The organism is Clostridium sp. CTA-5 (genome assembly GCF_054768135.1).
This window is the reverse complement of sequence record NZ_BAAAAT010000007.1, coordinates 1-16,260: the sequence shown is the minus strand read 5'-3', so window position 1 is coordinate 16,260 and position 16,260 is coordinate 1. Positions and strand designations below refer to the sequence as shown.

Annotated in this window: 17 protein-coding genes and 1 other RNA gene; 12 read left to right on the top strand and 6 right to left on the bottom strand. The window is 25.4% G+C overall.

What is annotated here, in order from left to right:
* Positions 1–56 precede the first annotated feature (56 nt).
* From ACYUET_RS13325 to ssrS, 6 genes are all read left to right on the top strand, one after another.
* Positions 57–1,265 (top strand): M20 family metallopeptidase, encoded by a 1,209-nt coding sequence (locus ACYUET_RS13325; protein WP_460280360.1) that lies wholly within the window; start codon positions 57–59, stop codon positions 1,263–1,265.
* Between the two features lie 294 nt (positions 1,266–1,559).
* Entirely contained in the window at positions 1,560–2,105 is a 546-nt protein-coding gene (locus tag ACYUET_RS13320; protein WP_460280358.1) for an ECF transporter S component, read from the top strand.
* 595 nt (positions 2,106–2,700) lie between these two features.
* The gene (helD, locus tag ACYUET_RS13315) at positions 2,701–4,986 is read left to right on the top strand and encodes an RNA polymerase recycling motor HelD (protein ID WP_460280602.1); all 2,286 of its coding nucleotides are present in this window, start codon (positions 2,701–2,703) and stop codon (positions 4,984–4,986) included.
* A 209-nt stretch (positions 4,987–5,195) separates the two neighbouring features.
* Entirely contained in the window at positions 5,196–5,447 is a 252-nt protein-coding gene (locus ACYUET_RS13310) for a DUF1292 domain-containing protein (protein WP_460280356.1), read from the top strand.
* Between the two features lie 13 nt (positions 5,448–5,460).
* The gene (locus ACYUET_RS13305) at positions 5,461–5,856 is read left to right on the top strand and encodes a hypothetical protein (protein ID WP_460280354.1); all 396 of its coding nucleotides are present in this window, start codon (positions 5,461–5,463) and stop codon (positions 5,854–5,856) included.
* 61 nt (positions 5,857–5,917) lie between these two features.
* A non-coding RNA gene (gene ssrS, locus ACYUET_RS13300) (6S RNA) lies at positions 5,918–6,097 on the top strand.
* Positions 6,098–6,218: 121 nt separating this feature from the next.
* Here ssrS and ACYUET_RS13295 read toward each other — a convergent pair.
* Positions 6,219–6,434, bottom strand: a complete 216-nt coding sequence (locus ACYUET_RS13295) for a hypothetical protein (RefSeq protein ID WP_460280353.1) — start codon at positions 6,432–6,434, stop codon at positions 6,219–6,221.
* Between the two features lie 452 nt (positions 6,435–6,886).
* Here ACYUET_RS13295 and ACYUET_RS13290 point away from each other — a divergent pair, with 452 nt between their 5' ends.
* The 4 genes from ACYUET_RS13290 to ACYUET_RS13275 all read left to right on the top strand — a co-directional run bounded on the left by ACYUET_RS13290 (position 6,887) and on the right by ACYUET_RS13275 (position 9,977).
* A complete protein-coding gene (locus ACYUET_RS13290; protein ID WP_460280600.1) occupies positions 6,887–7,072 on the top strand; it encodes a DUF896 domain-containing protein in 186 nt (61 codons plus the stop codon).
* 19 nt (positions 7,073–7,091) lie between these two features.
* Positions 7,092–8,006, top strand: a complete 915-nt coding sequence (gene hprK / locus ACYUET_RS13285) for an HPr(Ser) kinase/phosphatase (RefSeq protein ID WP_219778180.1) — start codon at positions 7,092–7,094, stop codon at positions 8,004–8,006.
* A 189-nt stretch (positions 8,007–8,195) separates the two neighbouring features.
* Complete coding sequence (locus tag ACYUET_RS13280) at positions 8,196–9,587, top strand: aminopeptidase (protein ID WP_460280352.1); 1,392 nt, start codon at positions 8,196–8,198, stop codon at positions 9,585–9,587.
* Positions 9,588–9,722: 135 nt separating this feature from the next.
* On the top strand, positions 9,723–9,977 hold the full coding sequence (locus ACYUET_RS13275) for a phage holin (protein WP_460280350.1): 255 nt from the start codon (positions 9,723–9,725) through the stop codon (positions 9,975–9,977).
* A gap of 189 nt (positions 9,978–10,166) precedes the next feature.
* On the opposite strand, the gene ACYUET_RS13270 is transcribed toward ACYUET_RS13275, so the two are convergent.
* Positions 10,167–10,997, bottom strand: coding sequence for a PHP domain-containing protein (locus ACYUET_RS13270; RefSeq protein ID WP_460280348.1), 831 nt, complete (start codon positions 10,995–10,997; stop codon positions 10,167–10,169).
* 167 nt (positions 10,998–11,164) lie between these two features.
* On the bottom strand, positions 11,165–11,662 hold the full coding sequence (locus ACYUET_RS13265) for a DUF4883 family protein (protein ID WP_460280346.1): 498 nt from the start codon (positions 11,660–11,662) through the stop codon (positions 11,165–11,167).
* 169 nt (positions 11,663–11,831) lie between these two features.
* On the opposite strand from ACYUET_RS13265, the gene ACYUET_RS13260 reads away from it, so the two are divergent.
* A complete protein-coding gene (locus tag ACYUET_RS13260) occupies positions 11,832–12,863 on the top strand; it encodes a pyruvate kinase (RefSeq protein WP_460280345.1) in 1,032 nt (343 codons plus the stop codon).
* A 510-nt stretch (positions 12,864–13,373) separates the two neighbouring features.
* Here ACYUET_RS13260 and ACYUET_RS13255 read toward each other — a convergent pair.
* From ACYUET_RS13255 to ACYUET_RS13245, 3 genes are read right to left on the bottom strand one after another with little or no spacing between them, the layout of a single operon-like run.
* Positions 13,374–13,868 (bottom strand): hypothetical protein, encoded by a 495-nt coding sequence (locus ACYUET_RS13255; RefSeq protein WP_460280343.1) that lies wholly within the window; start codon positions 13,866–13,868, stop codon positions 13,374–13,376.
* 27 nt (positions 13,869–13,895) lie between these two features.
* Complete coding sequence (locus ACYUET_RS13250) at positions 13,896–14,513, bottom strand: J domain-containing protein (RefSeq protein ID WP_460280598.1); 618 nt, start codon at positions 14,511–14,513, stop codon at positions 13,896–13,898.
* Entirely contained in the window at positions 14,500–15,411 is a 912-nt protein-coding gene (locus ACYUET_RS13245) for a DUF5685 family protein (protein ID WP_460280341.1), read from the bottom strand. The genes ACYUET_RS13250 and ACYUET_RS13245 overlap by 14 nt, the downstream gene beginning before the upstream one ends.
* Before the next feature lie 334 nt (positions 15,412–15,745).
* Here ACYUET_RS13245 and ACYUET_RS13240 point away from each other — a divergent pair.
* Positions 15,746–16,260, top strand: a 515-nt coding sequence (locus ACYUET_RS13240; RefSeq protein WP_460280339.1) for an NADH peroxidase, incomplete at its 3' end; no start/stop codon positions are given.

The window sequence follows — 16,260 nt, the reverse complement described above, 5'->3', positions numbered from 1 at the left end:
ATGGCATTAAGAAAATATAGACAGAATTAGTTTACATTACAAGGGGGCATTTATATATGAATATACAAAATATTAAAAAAAATCAACAAGATATAATTGATGAAATAGAAAATAAAAAAAAGAATTATATAGACATAAGTCATAAAATACATGAGCATCCTGAAATAGGAAATCAAGAAGTTTATGCTTCTGGATTGCTTATAAATACTTTAGAAAAAGAAGGGTTTACAGTAGAAAAAGCATTGGCAGGACATCCAACTTCTTTTATAGCTAGAAAGAAATCCAATAAAAATTCCGGACCAACTATAGGCTTTTTAGCGGAATATGATGCTCTTCCCAATTTAGGGCATGGCTGTGGTCATAATATTATAGGAACTGCAAGTACAGCAGCAGCTATTACTTTATCTAAATTTATAGATGAAGTTGGTGGAGAAATTTTGGTGTTTGGAACACCTGCTGAAGAAGGTGGAGAAAATGGAAGTGCAAAGGCAAGCTTTGTTAAGCATGGATTATTTAACGGTGTAGATGCTTGCTTAATGGTTCACCCTGGAGCAGAGAATTCTGTAACTCCATGTTCTTTAGCTAATAATCCTATACAATTTGAATTTATAGGGAAAGCTTCTCATGCTGCATCTGCTCCAGAAAGCGGTATAAATGCATTAGAGGGGGTAATTCAGCTTTTTAATGGAATAAATGCTTTAAGGCAGCATGTAGCAGATGATGTTAGAATACACGGGATTATAACTGATGGAGGAAGTGCGCCAAATATTGTTCCAGATTATGCAAAGGCTAAGTTTTTTATACGTGCATTTACAAAAGAAAATTGTGCTTTAGTTACAGAAAAGGTTAAAAATATTGCTAAAGGATCAGCTTTAAGTACTGGAACCAAAGTTAATATAAGTTTTTTTCAAAATGAAGTAGACAACTTTATTATAAATAAAAAATTCGATGAGGTATTTGTAGAACATCTAAAATTACTTGGAATAAATATAGATAATGTTCCTAAAAAAGGTATAGGTTCTACAGATGCAGGCAATGTAAGTCAAGTAGTTCCAACTATTCAGCCTATTATAAAAATAGGAAATGAAGGTTTGTGCACTCATACACCAGAATTTTGTGAAGCTGCCAAATCAAAAAAAGGAGATAGAGCTTTGATAATTGCAATAAAGGCTTTAGCACTTACAGGGCTTACTCTTTTAACAGATGAATATAAGTTATTTGAGATTAAAGGAGAATTTAACAAATGCTGTTTTGGAAAAAGATAAGTTAAAAACCAGGGATTTCTAGTGAAAAATCATTAGAAGTTCCTGGTTTTTAATATATAATTTTCTGTGACTATAATAAAACATTATAAGCAGGTTAGATTTAAGCTTGAAGAAATGAGAGAGTTTTTAAATAAGATAACATAGAATTTCTTTGATAAAAGATTTAGAAAGAAAATCGATAAATTAAACGAACTTGAAAAAATAAATTTTAAAATTTTTAAATTATAAGTTTACATAAGTAATATAAGATGATATACTTCTGTATATACACAGGTATAAAAGGGGGACTATATTATGAATAATAAGATTAAACAAATGGTATATGCATCATTGTTAACTGCATTAGCAATAATAATACCAATACAATTTGGTTTTTTAAAAATAGTAATTCCACCATTTACAGCAACATTGGCTGCACATGTGCCTATGATGCTTTCAATGTTAATTTCACCGGCAGTAGCTGTTATAGTGGGAGTAGGGTCTACGATAGGATTTTTAATCTCAGGAATGCCAATGCCTGTAGTTTTTAGAGCAGCAACTCATATATTAGTTGGCTATATTGGGGCTAAAATTATTATTAAAAACAAAAGTTATGTTAAAGCAGCAGCAATTACAGCTCCTATTCATGGATTAGCGGAAATGTTAGTTGTAATTCCATTTATAGGATTAAATCTTTATCAAATGTTAATAGTTACAGCATTAGGATCAATAATTCATCATTGTGTAGATAGTGGAATTGCATACGTATTAATGAAAGCTATGTCAAAATCTAGAAAAACAGATATATATCATGTGTTTGGAAATTTTTTAGATAAAGAAAAAATTCAAGCGAAGATTTAAATTGTTTTTAAAACATATAAGGCACATTCAAAAAAATAATAGACAAGTATGCTAGTCTATTTAATCCATTATTTTATTTCATGTACCTAATAACAAATATATTACTCTTGATTAGTTTAAGATAAAAAAGAACTTCTAAATTAAATAGAGGTTCTTTTCTTTTATATATAAAAGTATGTAATTTCTGAAATATAAAATATTGATAAAAGTTATTATTAGAGATTTTTAAAATTAATATTTGAGAATAAGGTCTACTTATTTGTCATATGAACAATCAACTGTCAATTAAAACGTGGTGTAAACGCTGGCTTCTTTTAAAAGTAGATTTATAATTAAAAAAATAATTTACTATTATCAATTATGTAATATTAGGATATAATTGATAGAGTAAATTATGAATAAGAAAATATTGTCTTTAAGCACATAGAAATAAATAACAGGTTCAAAGTTGCAATGGATATATTTTCTTTTATGTATATAAGCTCCAATAAAGTTTGTTCATTAATATAAAAGTTATAATATTTATAAATATTATAATTCACCAGAATGGTGAGGAACTTATATGGAAAATTTATTTTGGCTAAGAGGTATTATAATGATAGATGAAATTTTATATGAAGAGAAAAAAATATTAGAAGAAAAAAGAGAACTAATATTAGAAGAGTTAGATGAGAAAAAAAGTAATAGAGAGAAAATTGAAAATAAAGTTAAATTCCTAGCTAAAGAATCTAAAGGAAATTATAATGAAGAAAAAGAAACTACAGAAAAAATATCTGATGTATTAAAGAAAGATATAGAGGGATATGAAGAAGCTTTACTTGCTCCATATTTCGGAAGAGTTGATTTTAGAGAAAAAAGAGGGTTGGAAGAAAATATATATATTGGAAAAAAAGGTATTACTAATAATATAAGAGGAGAAGAGGTTGTTGTAGATTGGAGAGCTCCTGTTGCTGATCTATATTATAGTGGTACTGGTGGAGAGGCTTATTATAAAGCACCTATAGGAGTTATTGATGGAACACTTTCGTTAAAGAGAAAGTTTTTATTTGAAGATGGAGAAATTAAAGATATATTTGATGATGGATTAAATGAATTAATGATAAATGGAGAAGAAGGTACAGAATTAGTTGATGAGTTTCTAAAAATTAATCTAGAAGAAAGTAGAGGAAAAAAATTAAAAGAAGTTGTTGCAACAATTCAAAAAGAACAAAATGAAATTATAAGATGGCCAAGAACTTTTCCAATAATAGTTCAGGGGTCAGCAGGTTCTGGAAAAACAACAATAGCGCTTCATAGATTAGCATATTTAATTTATAGATATAAAGAAAATATGATGGGAGAAGAAATTCTTGTATTAGCACCTAATAAATTATTTTTAGATTATATATCAGAAATTTTGCCTAATTTAGGAGCAGAAGAAGTAAAACAAAGCACATTTGAGGAGTTGGTTAAATCTAAATTTAAGCTTAAAGCTAAGATATATAATAAAGATGATAAATTAAAAAATATAATGGAAGAAGAGGATTTAGTTAAGAAAAATCTTATTATTGAGTCTGCTAAATTTAGAGGTTCCATGGTATTTAAAGAAATGATAGATAAATATATAGCTTTAGTAGATAGTAGTGCTAGAGAAATACAGGATATAAAAATATATGATTATGTTATTTTTGATAAAAAAGAAATAATAAAGCTATATTTAAAAGATTTAAAATCATATCCAATAAACAAAAGAAAAGATGAAATTAAGAGATATTTATCTTTAAAATTAAAAGAAAAAATTGAACTTTTAGTGTATTTAATTGATAATAAATGGGAAAAAAATATAAAAGATATTAAAATAAATTGTGAAGATACAGAAGAAAGAAGAAAGTTGTTAATCAATGAATATAATAAGCGAGATGAAATTAAAGGTAATATATTAAAAAATTCAAAAAAGGAATTTAATAATTACTTTAAACATTGGAAAGGTATAGGAGTTAATCATATTTATTATAATTTTTTTACAGATGAGATTTTTAATATGATAGCTTCAAAAGATATTTCACAAGAATTAATAGATTTTATGAAAGAAGAATTTTTAAAGAATTATGAAAATGGTTTTGTAGATGAAGATGACTTAGCTCCACTGCTATATATAAGAAATCTATTAGAGGGTGTTGAGGAAAAAGAAAAATTTAAGCATATAGTAGTTGATGAAGCTCAAGACTACAGTCCATTTCAAATTTATTTAGTAAATTCATTTGCTAAGGGAAATTCATTAACTTTAGTTGGAGATTTAGCTCAAGGAATTTATTATTATAAAGGTTTAAGAGTGTGGGAAGATATAACTCAAAAACTTTTTAAAAGTGAAGCAACTTATGTACAATTAACACAAAGCTATAGATCAACTGTAGAAATAATTGATTTTGCAAAAGAAGCTTTAGAAGCTCAAAATTTAGGGCTTAAAAATGCAAAACCAGTGTTAAGGCATGGAGAAGAACCTAAGATTATTGAAGTAGAAGAAGAAAAGGGAATTTATAAAAATATTGATGAAATAATTAGTAAAATTAGAGAATTAGGAAAAACAAGTGTAGCAATAATAACTAAAGATGCAAAAGAAGCAGAAAAAGTTGAAAAACTTTTAAAAAAGAAAAGTAGATATAAATTTCAACGTATAAAGGGAAAAGAAAATAGTTTTATAGAAGATAATGTTATAATTCCATCGTATTTAACAAAAGGTTTGGAATTTGATTGTACTATAATTTATGATCCAAGTAAGAATAAATATGAAAGAAAAATTTTAGATGAAAGATTATTATATGTTATGTTAACAAGAGCTCTTCATTATGAATATATTTTAAAAGTAAATTCTTTAACAGAATTGATAAGAGAAAATTGTTAAAATATAAGTTTAAATACATTCATAAAATAAATAAATAGCATATAATAAATAATCAGACACTTAATTATTAATGTTTATTAAACTATTTAAGTCGTTAATTTAAAATATTTATTTTTTTATTTAACATTACTAGTTGATGATATTTGTAGTATTGTATAGAATAGATACTGATTTGAAATTTTTTTATAATAAATTAAGAGGTGAACAACATGGAAGAAAAAGAAATAATGTCATTTAAAGATGAAGAAGGAAATAAAGTTGATTTTGAAGCTATCGCAAGAATATTTTTAGAAAAGCAAGAGTACTTATTATTATCACCATTAGATAATAATGAAGAAGAAAGTGATATTTTTGCATTTAGAATAGATAAGAATGAAGATGGTAATGAAGAATTAAATCTTGTGGAAGATGATAAAGAATTTGAGGACATAAAAAAAGAATATAAAAAATTATTATACTAGGAGAGTGTAAATTATGAAAACTTCAGAAATAATAGATTATTTAGAGGAAAATGGTTTATCTGAAATTGAAGAAATAAAACAAACTGATAATTATGTAGTAATTAAATTCTTTTATGATTTTGATAAAGAAGAAATACAAGCTGCTGAAAGTTATGCAAAGGAAGAAAGCGATTTTGAAGCTGAAAGTGAAGAATGGTATAGTGAATTTTATGTTCCTTATTTAAAGGATATTGCAATGGACAATGTCGAAGGAATAATAGAAGATTTAATAGAAGACTTAGAACTTGAAGGAAAATATAAATATGCTGAAAATGAAATAGGTAACTATGGTTATTTAAAATTTATAGCTGTATTTGCATCAGATGAAAATGAAATAGAATTAGAAGAAATATTGAATGATTATGAATAATAATTTAAAGAGTAAGAAATACTATTGAATAAAATAAATCTTATGATATAATAAAGTTATAGTTTTCCTAAGGTGTTCGCCTAGCTTACTATATTCAACCTACATTATATTTTCGGGATTTGTGATATGCTTATGGCTGTCGGGCTTTATTAATATCAGAAGAAGGCAAAAATAAGTTGAACTTAACCCACCTGCGAGAGGCAGGTATGAATATATAAGCAAACGGCATGTTGGGGACTATTATTATGTATTAAACACCTCATTTTGAGGTGTTTTTTTGTTGTTTAAATTAATAAGCGATAATTAAATAATATATAAGTTTAAATTATTAAAGAGAATAAGTAATAAAATATACTAAATAATTATGCAACTGCATATTTAGATGAATTTAATGTACATTTCTTTTTGTTATGTTGTAATGATAAAATCTTTTGATATTTTGCAATATGCTTGTCTAAATTTTTAGATAAAAAAACCATAATACTATTTGTTGGAGAAAACCATAATAGAAATAAGTTTAAGATCTTTTTTCTAACAAGGATTTTCTTTTCAAGGCTAGTTAACTTTCTTTTTTTCAATTATATCACCCCTTATAATTTACTATTTTTATAAATAGTCTTGCTTATAACTTAAACAATAAATTGTACGACAATTAACTGTAAAATATTACCTTTTTAGGATTATTTAGTTATATACTTTAAGTTAATTATAAACAATATGAGGGGTTTTGTAAAAAGATTTCGAAATACAATTACCGACATTAAGCATCAAAATTATATAATAAGTATTAATAATATTCCAAAAAAGTAATAAAATTGAATAAAATATAAAAAATGTAAAAAGGTTTTAAAGTAATCAATATGAATAAAAAGAAAGAAAATGTATATTTATTAAATAAATTGAAACAGGGCTTAAAAAGTATTTAAATGTAGAAATAAAGCTAAATAAAAATGTTAGAGTTTTTATGTTGATTATATTTTTAAAAATAGGTAAAATTATTCTTATAGAAAAAGAAAGGATGAATGTTAGAGTGAATATAGAACATATGAAAATAGAGGAAGTAATAGAGCAAATAAATTTATTATATAAAAAGAGTAAAGAAGAAGGATTAAGCGCACAAGAGAAAGAATTACAACAAAAATTGAGAAGAAGGTATATAGAGAATGTGAAGAAAAATTTTAGGGTTCAATTAGAGGGAATAGAACCGAAAAAATAGAAAAAAAGGATGATGAAGAGTGGCGGTTTCAGTAAAAAAGCTAATAAATGATTTTGATTTAGAAGTATTAGTTGAAGGAAAAGATGATATAGATATTACGGTAAATGATATAAACAGGCCAGGATTACAGCTAGCAGGCTTTTATAATTATTTTGCACCAGAGAGAATTCAGGTTATAGGAAAAGCTGAATGGAGCTTTTTAGAGGACATGCAAATTGAATTAAGAAAAAAAAGAGTAAAGAAATATTTTAGTTTTAATATAAACTGTCTAGTTATAACTAGAGGTCTTGAACCACATAAAGAATTTATAAAAGAAGCTAAAAAAAATAATGTATGGGTTTTAAGAACTAAATTAGTTACAACAAAATTTATAAGTAAAACAACGATATATTTAGCTGATAAGCTTGCACCAGAAACAAGACTGCATGGAGTTTTGGTTGATGTTTCAGGTATCGGAATATTAATAACCGGAGAAAGTGGTATTGGTAAAAGTGAAACTGCATTAGAACTTATAAAAAGAGGACACAGACTTGTAACAGATGATGCTGTTGACATAAGGGAAACAGATGGAACATTAATAGGAAGGTCCCCTAAAATAACAATAGGTATGTTAGAGGTTAGAGGAATAGGAATTATTGATATTACTCAATTATACGGATTAAGTTCAGTGTTACAGGAAAAAGAAATTAACTTAATAATGCATTTTGAACATTGGAAAAATGACAATGATTATGATAGACTAGGTATTGATAATGAATGTATGGATATACTTGGTGTAAAGGTAAGAAAATTAACTGTTCCGGTAAGACCAGGAAGAAATATCGCTGTTATTATAGAAGCTGCTGCTGTAAATTATAGATATTCATTAATGTCAAAGATTACTCCAGTAGATATAATAGAAACAAGAATGAATTCTGTAAATGATGAGCAATAAGGCATATTCAAAAAATAATAGACCAGTAAAGCTCGTTTATTTTGCGTCATACTGCATCAGCAAATTCAGTTAATAGCTTACTATTAACTGAACTTGCTTCCTTGCCTGATACAAAATATACAACGCCTCTTTGGTCTATTATTCTATTTCATGTGCCTAATATAATAATAAAAAGGAATGAGGATTAAAATGAAAACAGAAAAAAAAATTAAAAATGCATGGAACAAATATGATGAAAAAGGAATAGAAGAAATATTTGATTTTTGCGAAGGTTATAAAAATTTTATGTCAACTTGCAAAACAGAAAGAGAATGTGTTAAAGAAGCCATTAAAATGGCAGAACTTAATGGGTATAAAGATATAGAAGACATAATTAAAAATGGGGAAACTTTAAAAGCTGGAGATAAAGTATATGCAAATAATAAAGGGAAAACTATTGCATTATTCATTATTGGAAAAGAATCTATGGAAAAAGGACTTAAAATTTTAGGAGCACATATAGATTCTCCAAGATTAGATGCAAAACAAAATCCACTTTACGAAGATAGTGAACTTGTATTACTTGATACGCACTATTATGGTGGAATTAAAAAATATCAATGGGTTACTTTACCATTAGCTTTACATGGAGTAGTAGTAAAGAAAGATGGAACTGTAATTGATATTTGTATTGGTGAAGATGAAAATGATCCAGTAGTAGGAGTATCAGATTTACTAGTACATTTATCAGGAGATCAATTAACTAAAAAAGGTAATAAAGTGGTTGAAGGTGAAGATTTAAATGTTTTAGTTGGAAGTATGCCTTTAAAAGACAAAGAAAAAGATGCAGTAAAAGAAAATATTTTAAAAATATTAAAAGAAAAATATGATTTCGAAGAGGAAGATTTTGTATCAGCTGAAATAGAAATAGTACCAGCTGGAAATGCTAGAGATTACGGTTTAGATAGAAGTATGGTAATGGCTTATGGACACGATGATAGAGTATGTTCTTATACTTCACTAATGGCTATGTTTGATATGAAAGAATGTGACAAAACTTGTTGCTGTCTTCTAGTAGATAAAGAAGAAGTAGGAAGTATTGGAGCAACTGGAATGCAATCAAGATTTTTTGAAAATATTGTTGCAGAAGTTATGGATAAAGTTGAGGGTACAACAGATCTTAAGTTAAGAAGATGTCTTAGCAATTCTAAAATGTTATCTTCAGATGTTAGTGCAGCTTTTGATCCTAATTATCCTTCAGTAATGGAAAAGAATAATTCAGCGTTCTTTGGAAAAGGAATGGTATTTAATAAATATACTGGTGCTAGAGGAAAATCAGGATGTAATGATGCTAATGCAGAATACATGGCAGAACTTAGAAACATAATGGAAAAACATGATGTATCAATACAAACAGCAGAACTTGGAAAAGTAGATGTTGGTGGTGGTGGAACTATAGCTTACATTTTAGCACAATATAATATGGAAGTTATAGATTGTGGAGTTGCTCTTCAAAATATGCATGCACCATGGGAAATAGCTAGTAAAGTAGATATATATGAAACTATGAAAGGCTATAGAGCATTTTTAATAGAAGCATAGATATAAGTTAGATTAAAGTTATTAATTTTATATTAGAATATAGTAAAAGACCTTTTTGTGACTAAAAGTATTCTTACAGAATATTATATATTAAGATAGTTAAGTACACTATCTTGACATAAAGGAGGTCTTTTTATGTTAGATAAATCTAGATTTAAAAATTATGGACTTTGGATAGCTATTGCTTCTTTAATCCCATTAGTTCTTAAATGTTTTGGAGTTGAGGTAATACAAGGAGATTATGAACAAATAGTAGAAGTTATATTATCAATTCTTGTAATGCTAGGAATAGTAAGTAATCCAACTACAGAATCAAAATGGTTTAAGGATGATAAAGTTTTAATTGATTCTAAAAATGTAGAAATAGATAATAAAAATAATGACAAATAGAAAAAATTATAATTAAGATAAGGAGTCTTTCTCAAATATATTTTTAAGATAGACTCCTTTTTAATGATTATGTTTTAAGGCACATTCAAAAAAATGATAGACCAGTATTCTCGTCTATTTGATCTATTATTTTATTTCATGTGCAAAAATTAAGGTTAATATTTCATGATAGAGTTTTGTAAATAAAAATTAAGAATTTAATGCATTTAGGAATTTATTTAAGTGTTTATCAGATAAAGTCATAGTGCCAACATCACCATGGCGTTTATCATCTTCTATGTTTCCATGAAAATCAGATCCACTTGATACTAATAAATTATTTTTTTCAGCAATATCTAAAAAATAAGCTTCTTCATCACGGGTGTTTTGAAAATAAATTGCTTCTATTCCATCTAAATCCATTTCTAAAAATGTATTTATGCTTGTATTATTAATTAGTTTAGGATGTGCTAAAAATACTAGTGCATTATATGATTTTAAAAGTGATATTCCATCTTGTGTAGATATTTTTAAAGTAGGAACATAGGCTTTGCAATTTTTACCTATAAAATTAGCAAATATATATTCTAAATCATAAGGATAACCAGCTTTAATTATTTCTCTTGCAATATGTGGTCTAGCTATAGTGTCTTTTCCTTGTGATATCACATCATCAAAATTAATTATTATGTTAAATTCACTTTTAAGTTTTTTTATAATTTCCTTTGCTCTAGTTAATCTATGATTTTTAATTTTATCTAATTCTTTAATTAATTCTTTATTCATAAAATTATTATCTTTAAAGAAACCTAAAAGGTGTATACTTTCATCATTATATTGTGTTGAAAGCTCTATTCCGGGTATTACTGCAATTCCTAATTGTTTACTTGATTCTATTGCTTCTTCTAGGCCAGAGAGTGTATCATGATCTGTAATTGCTAAATGAGAAACTTTATTTTTTTTAGCTCTTTTAACTATATCACTAGGGGATAGTAATCCATCTGAACATGAAGTATGTACATGAAAATCTACTATATTCATATATTAAAAACTCCTTTCTTTAATTATTAAAAGTTATATATTATCTTTTCATATATCTAAATATCTAATTATATAAAAAAATTAATAAATTTAGTGTTAATAATATATTATATTTAATGGTATTAAAGATATAATACCATTAAATAAGTTTAATATATAGTAAATTTTTAATTACTTTCCTGCTCAATTGGTCTAGAAGCTATATGAGTACAAAAATCATACAGATTATATCCTATTGGTAAGCTGTCCATTGAAATAATATCTTCTTTAAATTTACCATCCCAAGGTGAAAGTGTTATAACATTTGAATTAAATACTTTAATTAAAAATGTTTCATCTTTAAATACAATCTTAATTCTAAATGATTCACTAGTATTTAGAATTTCACTTTCATTTAAATAATTATTGTCAATTAAAGAGTTAATAAAATTTTCTATTATAGTAATTTCATCATCGTTTGTAACTTTAATTTCTTTATATAAGTTTTTATCAAATACATAAAGAGAAAAATTTTCATTATTTAATATTTTTTTGTGAAGTTGGTCAGTATAGTAATGATTATTAGGTTTTTCTGAAAAGTTTATGTATTTAGGTCCAAATAAATCACATCCGCTTAATAAAATTGATATTAGAATAATTAATAAACTTAATCTTAATTTTCTCAACAAAGAAGACCTCCTAAAACAAGCTTTTATTTAATAAATTTATTCATAATAATTAACTTTAGAACTTTAAAAGTAATCTTATAGAGATCAATTTAGATTATTAAATAGAGTAATATTTTAAAATTCTAAGAGTATGAATAAGTAGGAATACTAATTTTAGGAGGAATACATGTACATTATTGCTACAATGGGACCTAACATAAAAGATAAAAAAGTATTAAAAGAAATACTTTTTAGTGGAGTTAATACCTTAAGGTTTAATTTTTCACATGGAAATTGTACAGAATTCTTAGAAGATTTAAAAACTGCTAGATCAATAAAAAAGGATGTAAGTATACTTTTAGATTTAAGTGGCAGCAAAATAAGGGTATCTAACAGTTTGATGAGTGTATATAAAATATATGATAATGAGGAAGTATATTTTTGTGGAGAAGATAAATATAAATATATAAAACATAAAGTAAGTAGAACTAATAAAATAATACCATTAAATATAGAAAATAGAATTTTAATGGAAAACAGTTACGAACAAATAAGTATAAAAGATAATACAATGATATTTGATATATTAAAAAAAGAAGACAATTTAATTAAAGCCAAGACATTAACAGGAGGAATAATTAGAGGTGGCAAAGGGTGTAATATAAAAAGTTTGAATAGGAAATATATGAATTTAAGTGAAAAAGATAAATTAGACATTAAATTTGGAATTCAAAACAAAGTAGATATAATATGTCAATCATTTGTTGAAACTCCTAAAGATATAGACGAAATAACAGAGTTTATCAATATGTATAAAGAGGAAAATTATAAACCTAAAATTTGGGCTAAAATAGAAACACAGAAAGGGGTAGATAATATAGAAGATATTTCATCTAAAGTAGATGGGATTGTAATAGGAAGAGGGGATTTGATTCCAGAGACATCTATAGAAGATACTCCAATATATGAAGAAATCATTATTAAATATTTAACTCAATATAAAGAAAAAGATATTATCATAGCAACTCATTTATTAAATAATATGAAAAATGGAAGAATGCCTACTATATGTGAGGTAGAGAGTATTTACAATTTTATCAATAAAGGAGTTACTGGATTTTTATTGGCTGGTGAAACTTCAATAGGAAGAGCACCAATAAAAACAGTAAAATTTTTAAGTAAATTGGTGAAAAAATATGATAAATTTAAAGAAGTATAATATATTAAAAGATGGATTAATATCTATAACATGGCTAATTATAATGATATTTACTTTTAAATTATTAAAAATGATTTACAGAATATTTATTTAATATGATTAAGGCATATGAAAATAAATAACAAGTCCAAAGTTACAATGAATATTTTCATTATGCAAGAAAATGGATTACCATTATAGCGGGACTATTAGGGTAATTTGACGACGCAGTGTGACGGAAAATAGGCTGGGAAATGGACTTGTTATTTTTTATTGTGCCTAAATTTTTTCTTTAGAGAATAATATAGTAAATGAAGAATGTTTTATAGGATATTAAATAGTTAAAGATTTAGGACAATCAATTGGAATAAAATTTTATAGAAAAGAATTAATATTTATTTGAAATATAGTAAAGAATAGATTATCTCGAAGAAACTTCTTTATATCTTTGAGATAATCCTATTAGTTAATTATATAGATGCATAAAAATTAACATCTTTAAAGCAATAAAGTAATCATTGAAGTTTTTTATTAAATATGTTTATGAATTCTGTTTAAGTAAAAACTTATAACAAGAGTTAGTGCATAATCAAAGATTAAAAAGACAAGCTGTGCTAATATTATAAGAGTAAATAATGAAATATTAATATTATTTAGCCCTAATAATGTTTTTATTAATAAATACGAGAATGCTAATAGTATATTAAAAGAAATAAGCTTTAATATCAATTCTAAAAATAAAGAATTTAATTTTTCTATTAAATATTTAATTATCCCATAAATTCCAAAGAATGTTCCATAATAAATTGAAAATTTTATAGGAAGTAATAGAAGACTAAGAATTGTTGATGAAATATAGACTAATATAGCATTCCTTAATGAAATTTTTATAATACATATAGGTATTAAACAGGATGCAACCGTAAGAATAGATAATGTGTTAATTGGCAAAATAGAGGAAAAATAAAGTATTATTAATGTTAAAGTAACAAAGATAGCACTTTGAGTTAAGTTATTAACTTTCATAATTAAATACCTCTTATTCTATATATTTTAACAACAACCTATTAAGTCTCCTCCCATACAATCACAAATAGTATCTAAACACCAAAGTTTTATACAGCAATCACAAGCATCCATAGAATTTCTATTAGTTGTTCTATAATAATTATCAGAAAATCCAGTACTTCGTTGTTTTAATGCATTTAAACCTTGTCTATATTCAAAATTATTAGGATCCATTCTAACAGCAGTATTTATGTGATCTAAAGCTGCATCAAACCAATTTTTATTTAAACATATAACGCCATATAAATAATGCCATTCTGCATCTTTATTAGATATAGAATTTAACTTTAATTCAGCAGCAGAGAAGTTTCTAGATTGAATTAATTGTCTTATTTCTTGATAAATATAAGCACTATTAGAAGTATTATAGTTATTATTACTGTATTGAGTACTGCTATTGTATTGTGTATTGTTAGTCCCTTTATTTTTTGTTAATTCATCATAAGCAGCATTAATTTCTCTCATTTTTTCTTCTGCTAAATCTTTTAAAGGGTTATTAGTATATTGATCAGGATGATATTGTTTTGATAATTTTCTATAAGCACTTTTTATTTCATCTTGGGTTGCATTAGGATTAACACCTAACACTTCATATGGATTCATCATTAAAGTCACTTCCTTTATTTTCATTAGCTTTATTTAATATGTTTAAATATTTATCCATTAAACCTAGTTCTATTATATTAAATAATATATCATTATTTCGAATTAACTTTAAGTTGGATAAATTTTCTTTACATGTATAAGCACAGTTTAATATAGTAAATTCTAATCTTGGTTTTATTAAACTTATAAAATCATTATATTTTAAATTTTTTTCATTATATAAAAAATTTATAGGATTAAATTTATTTTTTTCCATATCTGATTTTAAATCATCTAGGGCATCTATTAAATAAATCCATTTACCTATAGAATATCCCAAAGAATATAAAGTATTTCTTAAATTATCATTATCATCATTAAGAGGATAAGGATAATATTTTAAAATATCTCCAACTAATTTACTAAAAGGATCACATATTTCATCTAAACAAGAAAAATTTTTATTTTGTTCTAATAAAGATAATTTTTCTAAATGTCTTTGAATTTTAATATTAATTGAAGCTATAGGTTTAGAAAACTTTTTTTTATATGGAAAAAGTAGAATTGATTCTATTTTACTTTTAAATTTGTTATCATCTTGTACATCATCAAGTAGTTTATAATAAACAAGAGATAAATTCATTGAAGCTGCATAAGACAAAGCTTTATTATTTATTATTATAGGCCTTTTCTGTGTTGGATGAATCATACATCTACATGATTTAACTTGAATTTTTTCTGGAATTAATGCATCCAATAATAATGCTAAAAAAGTCATATCATAATTTAAAATTATTCGTGGAAAGTTTCCAAATTCTTTTTTTATCTGAAAGCATAATCCACAATAATAACTTCTAAATCTATTAAAATCTTTTACTTTCATCTCTGCTTTTAATGGAGTAACATATCCAAACAATAAAAAAACACTCCTTATAAATATATATAAATTCATTATACAGAAAGTAATTTTTTTAAACAATAAAGTTTTTGTTTAATTAAAGAAATATTAAGAAACATATAATTAATATTTCTCTAATAGTAGTATTATAGGGTTAAAACAAATAGGAGTTTATAAGAATTTCATTTGTTTTAATTTTTTTTACAAAAAAGTATTTACAAATAATAATAATTATTATATAATAAAAACTGTCAAGAGAAACAAAATAAAATTAAAACAAAAGAGAATGAAAATAAAAATGAAATTAAAAAATAAGTAAAATTAATTAATAGAATATAGGGGGAACAAGATTATGAAAAAATTTGTATGTACAGTATGTGGTTATGTGTATGAAGGAGAAGCAGCACCGGAAAAGTGTCCATTATGTGGAGTTGGACCAGAAAAGTTTATAGAAAAAAGTGGAGACTTAGCATTTGCAGATGAACATGTAGTAGGAATAGCTAAGGATGTAGATCCAAGAATAATAGAAGGATTACAAGCAAACTTCATGGGAGAATGYACAGAAGTAGGAATGTATTTAGCAATGTCAAGACAAGCAGATAGAGAAGGATTCCCAGAARTAGCAGAAGCATATAAGAGAATAGCATTTGAAGAAGCAGAACATGCAGCAAAATTTGCAGAATTACTAGGAGAAGTAGTAAATGCAGATACAAAGAAAAACTTAGAATTAAGAGTAGAAGCAGAACATGGAGCATGTCAAGGAAAGAAAGATTTAGCTACATTAGCTAAACAATTAAACTTAGATGCAATTCATGACACAGTACATGAAATGTGCAAAGATGAAGCAAGACATGGAAAAGCATTTAA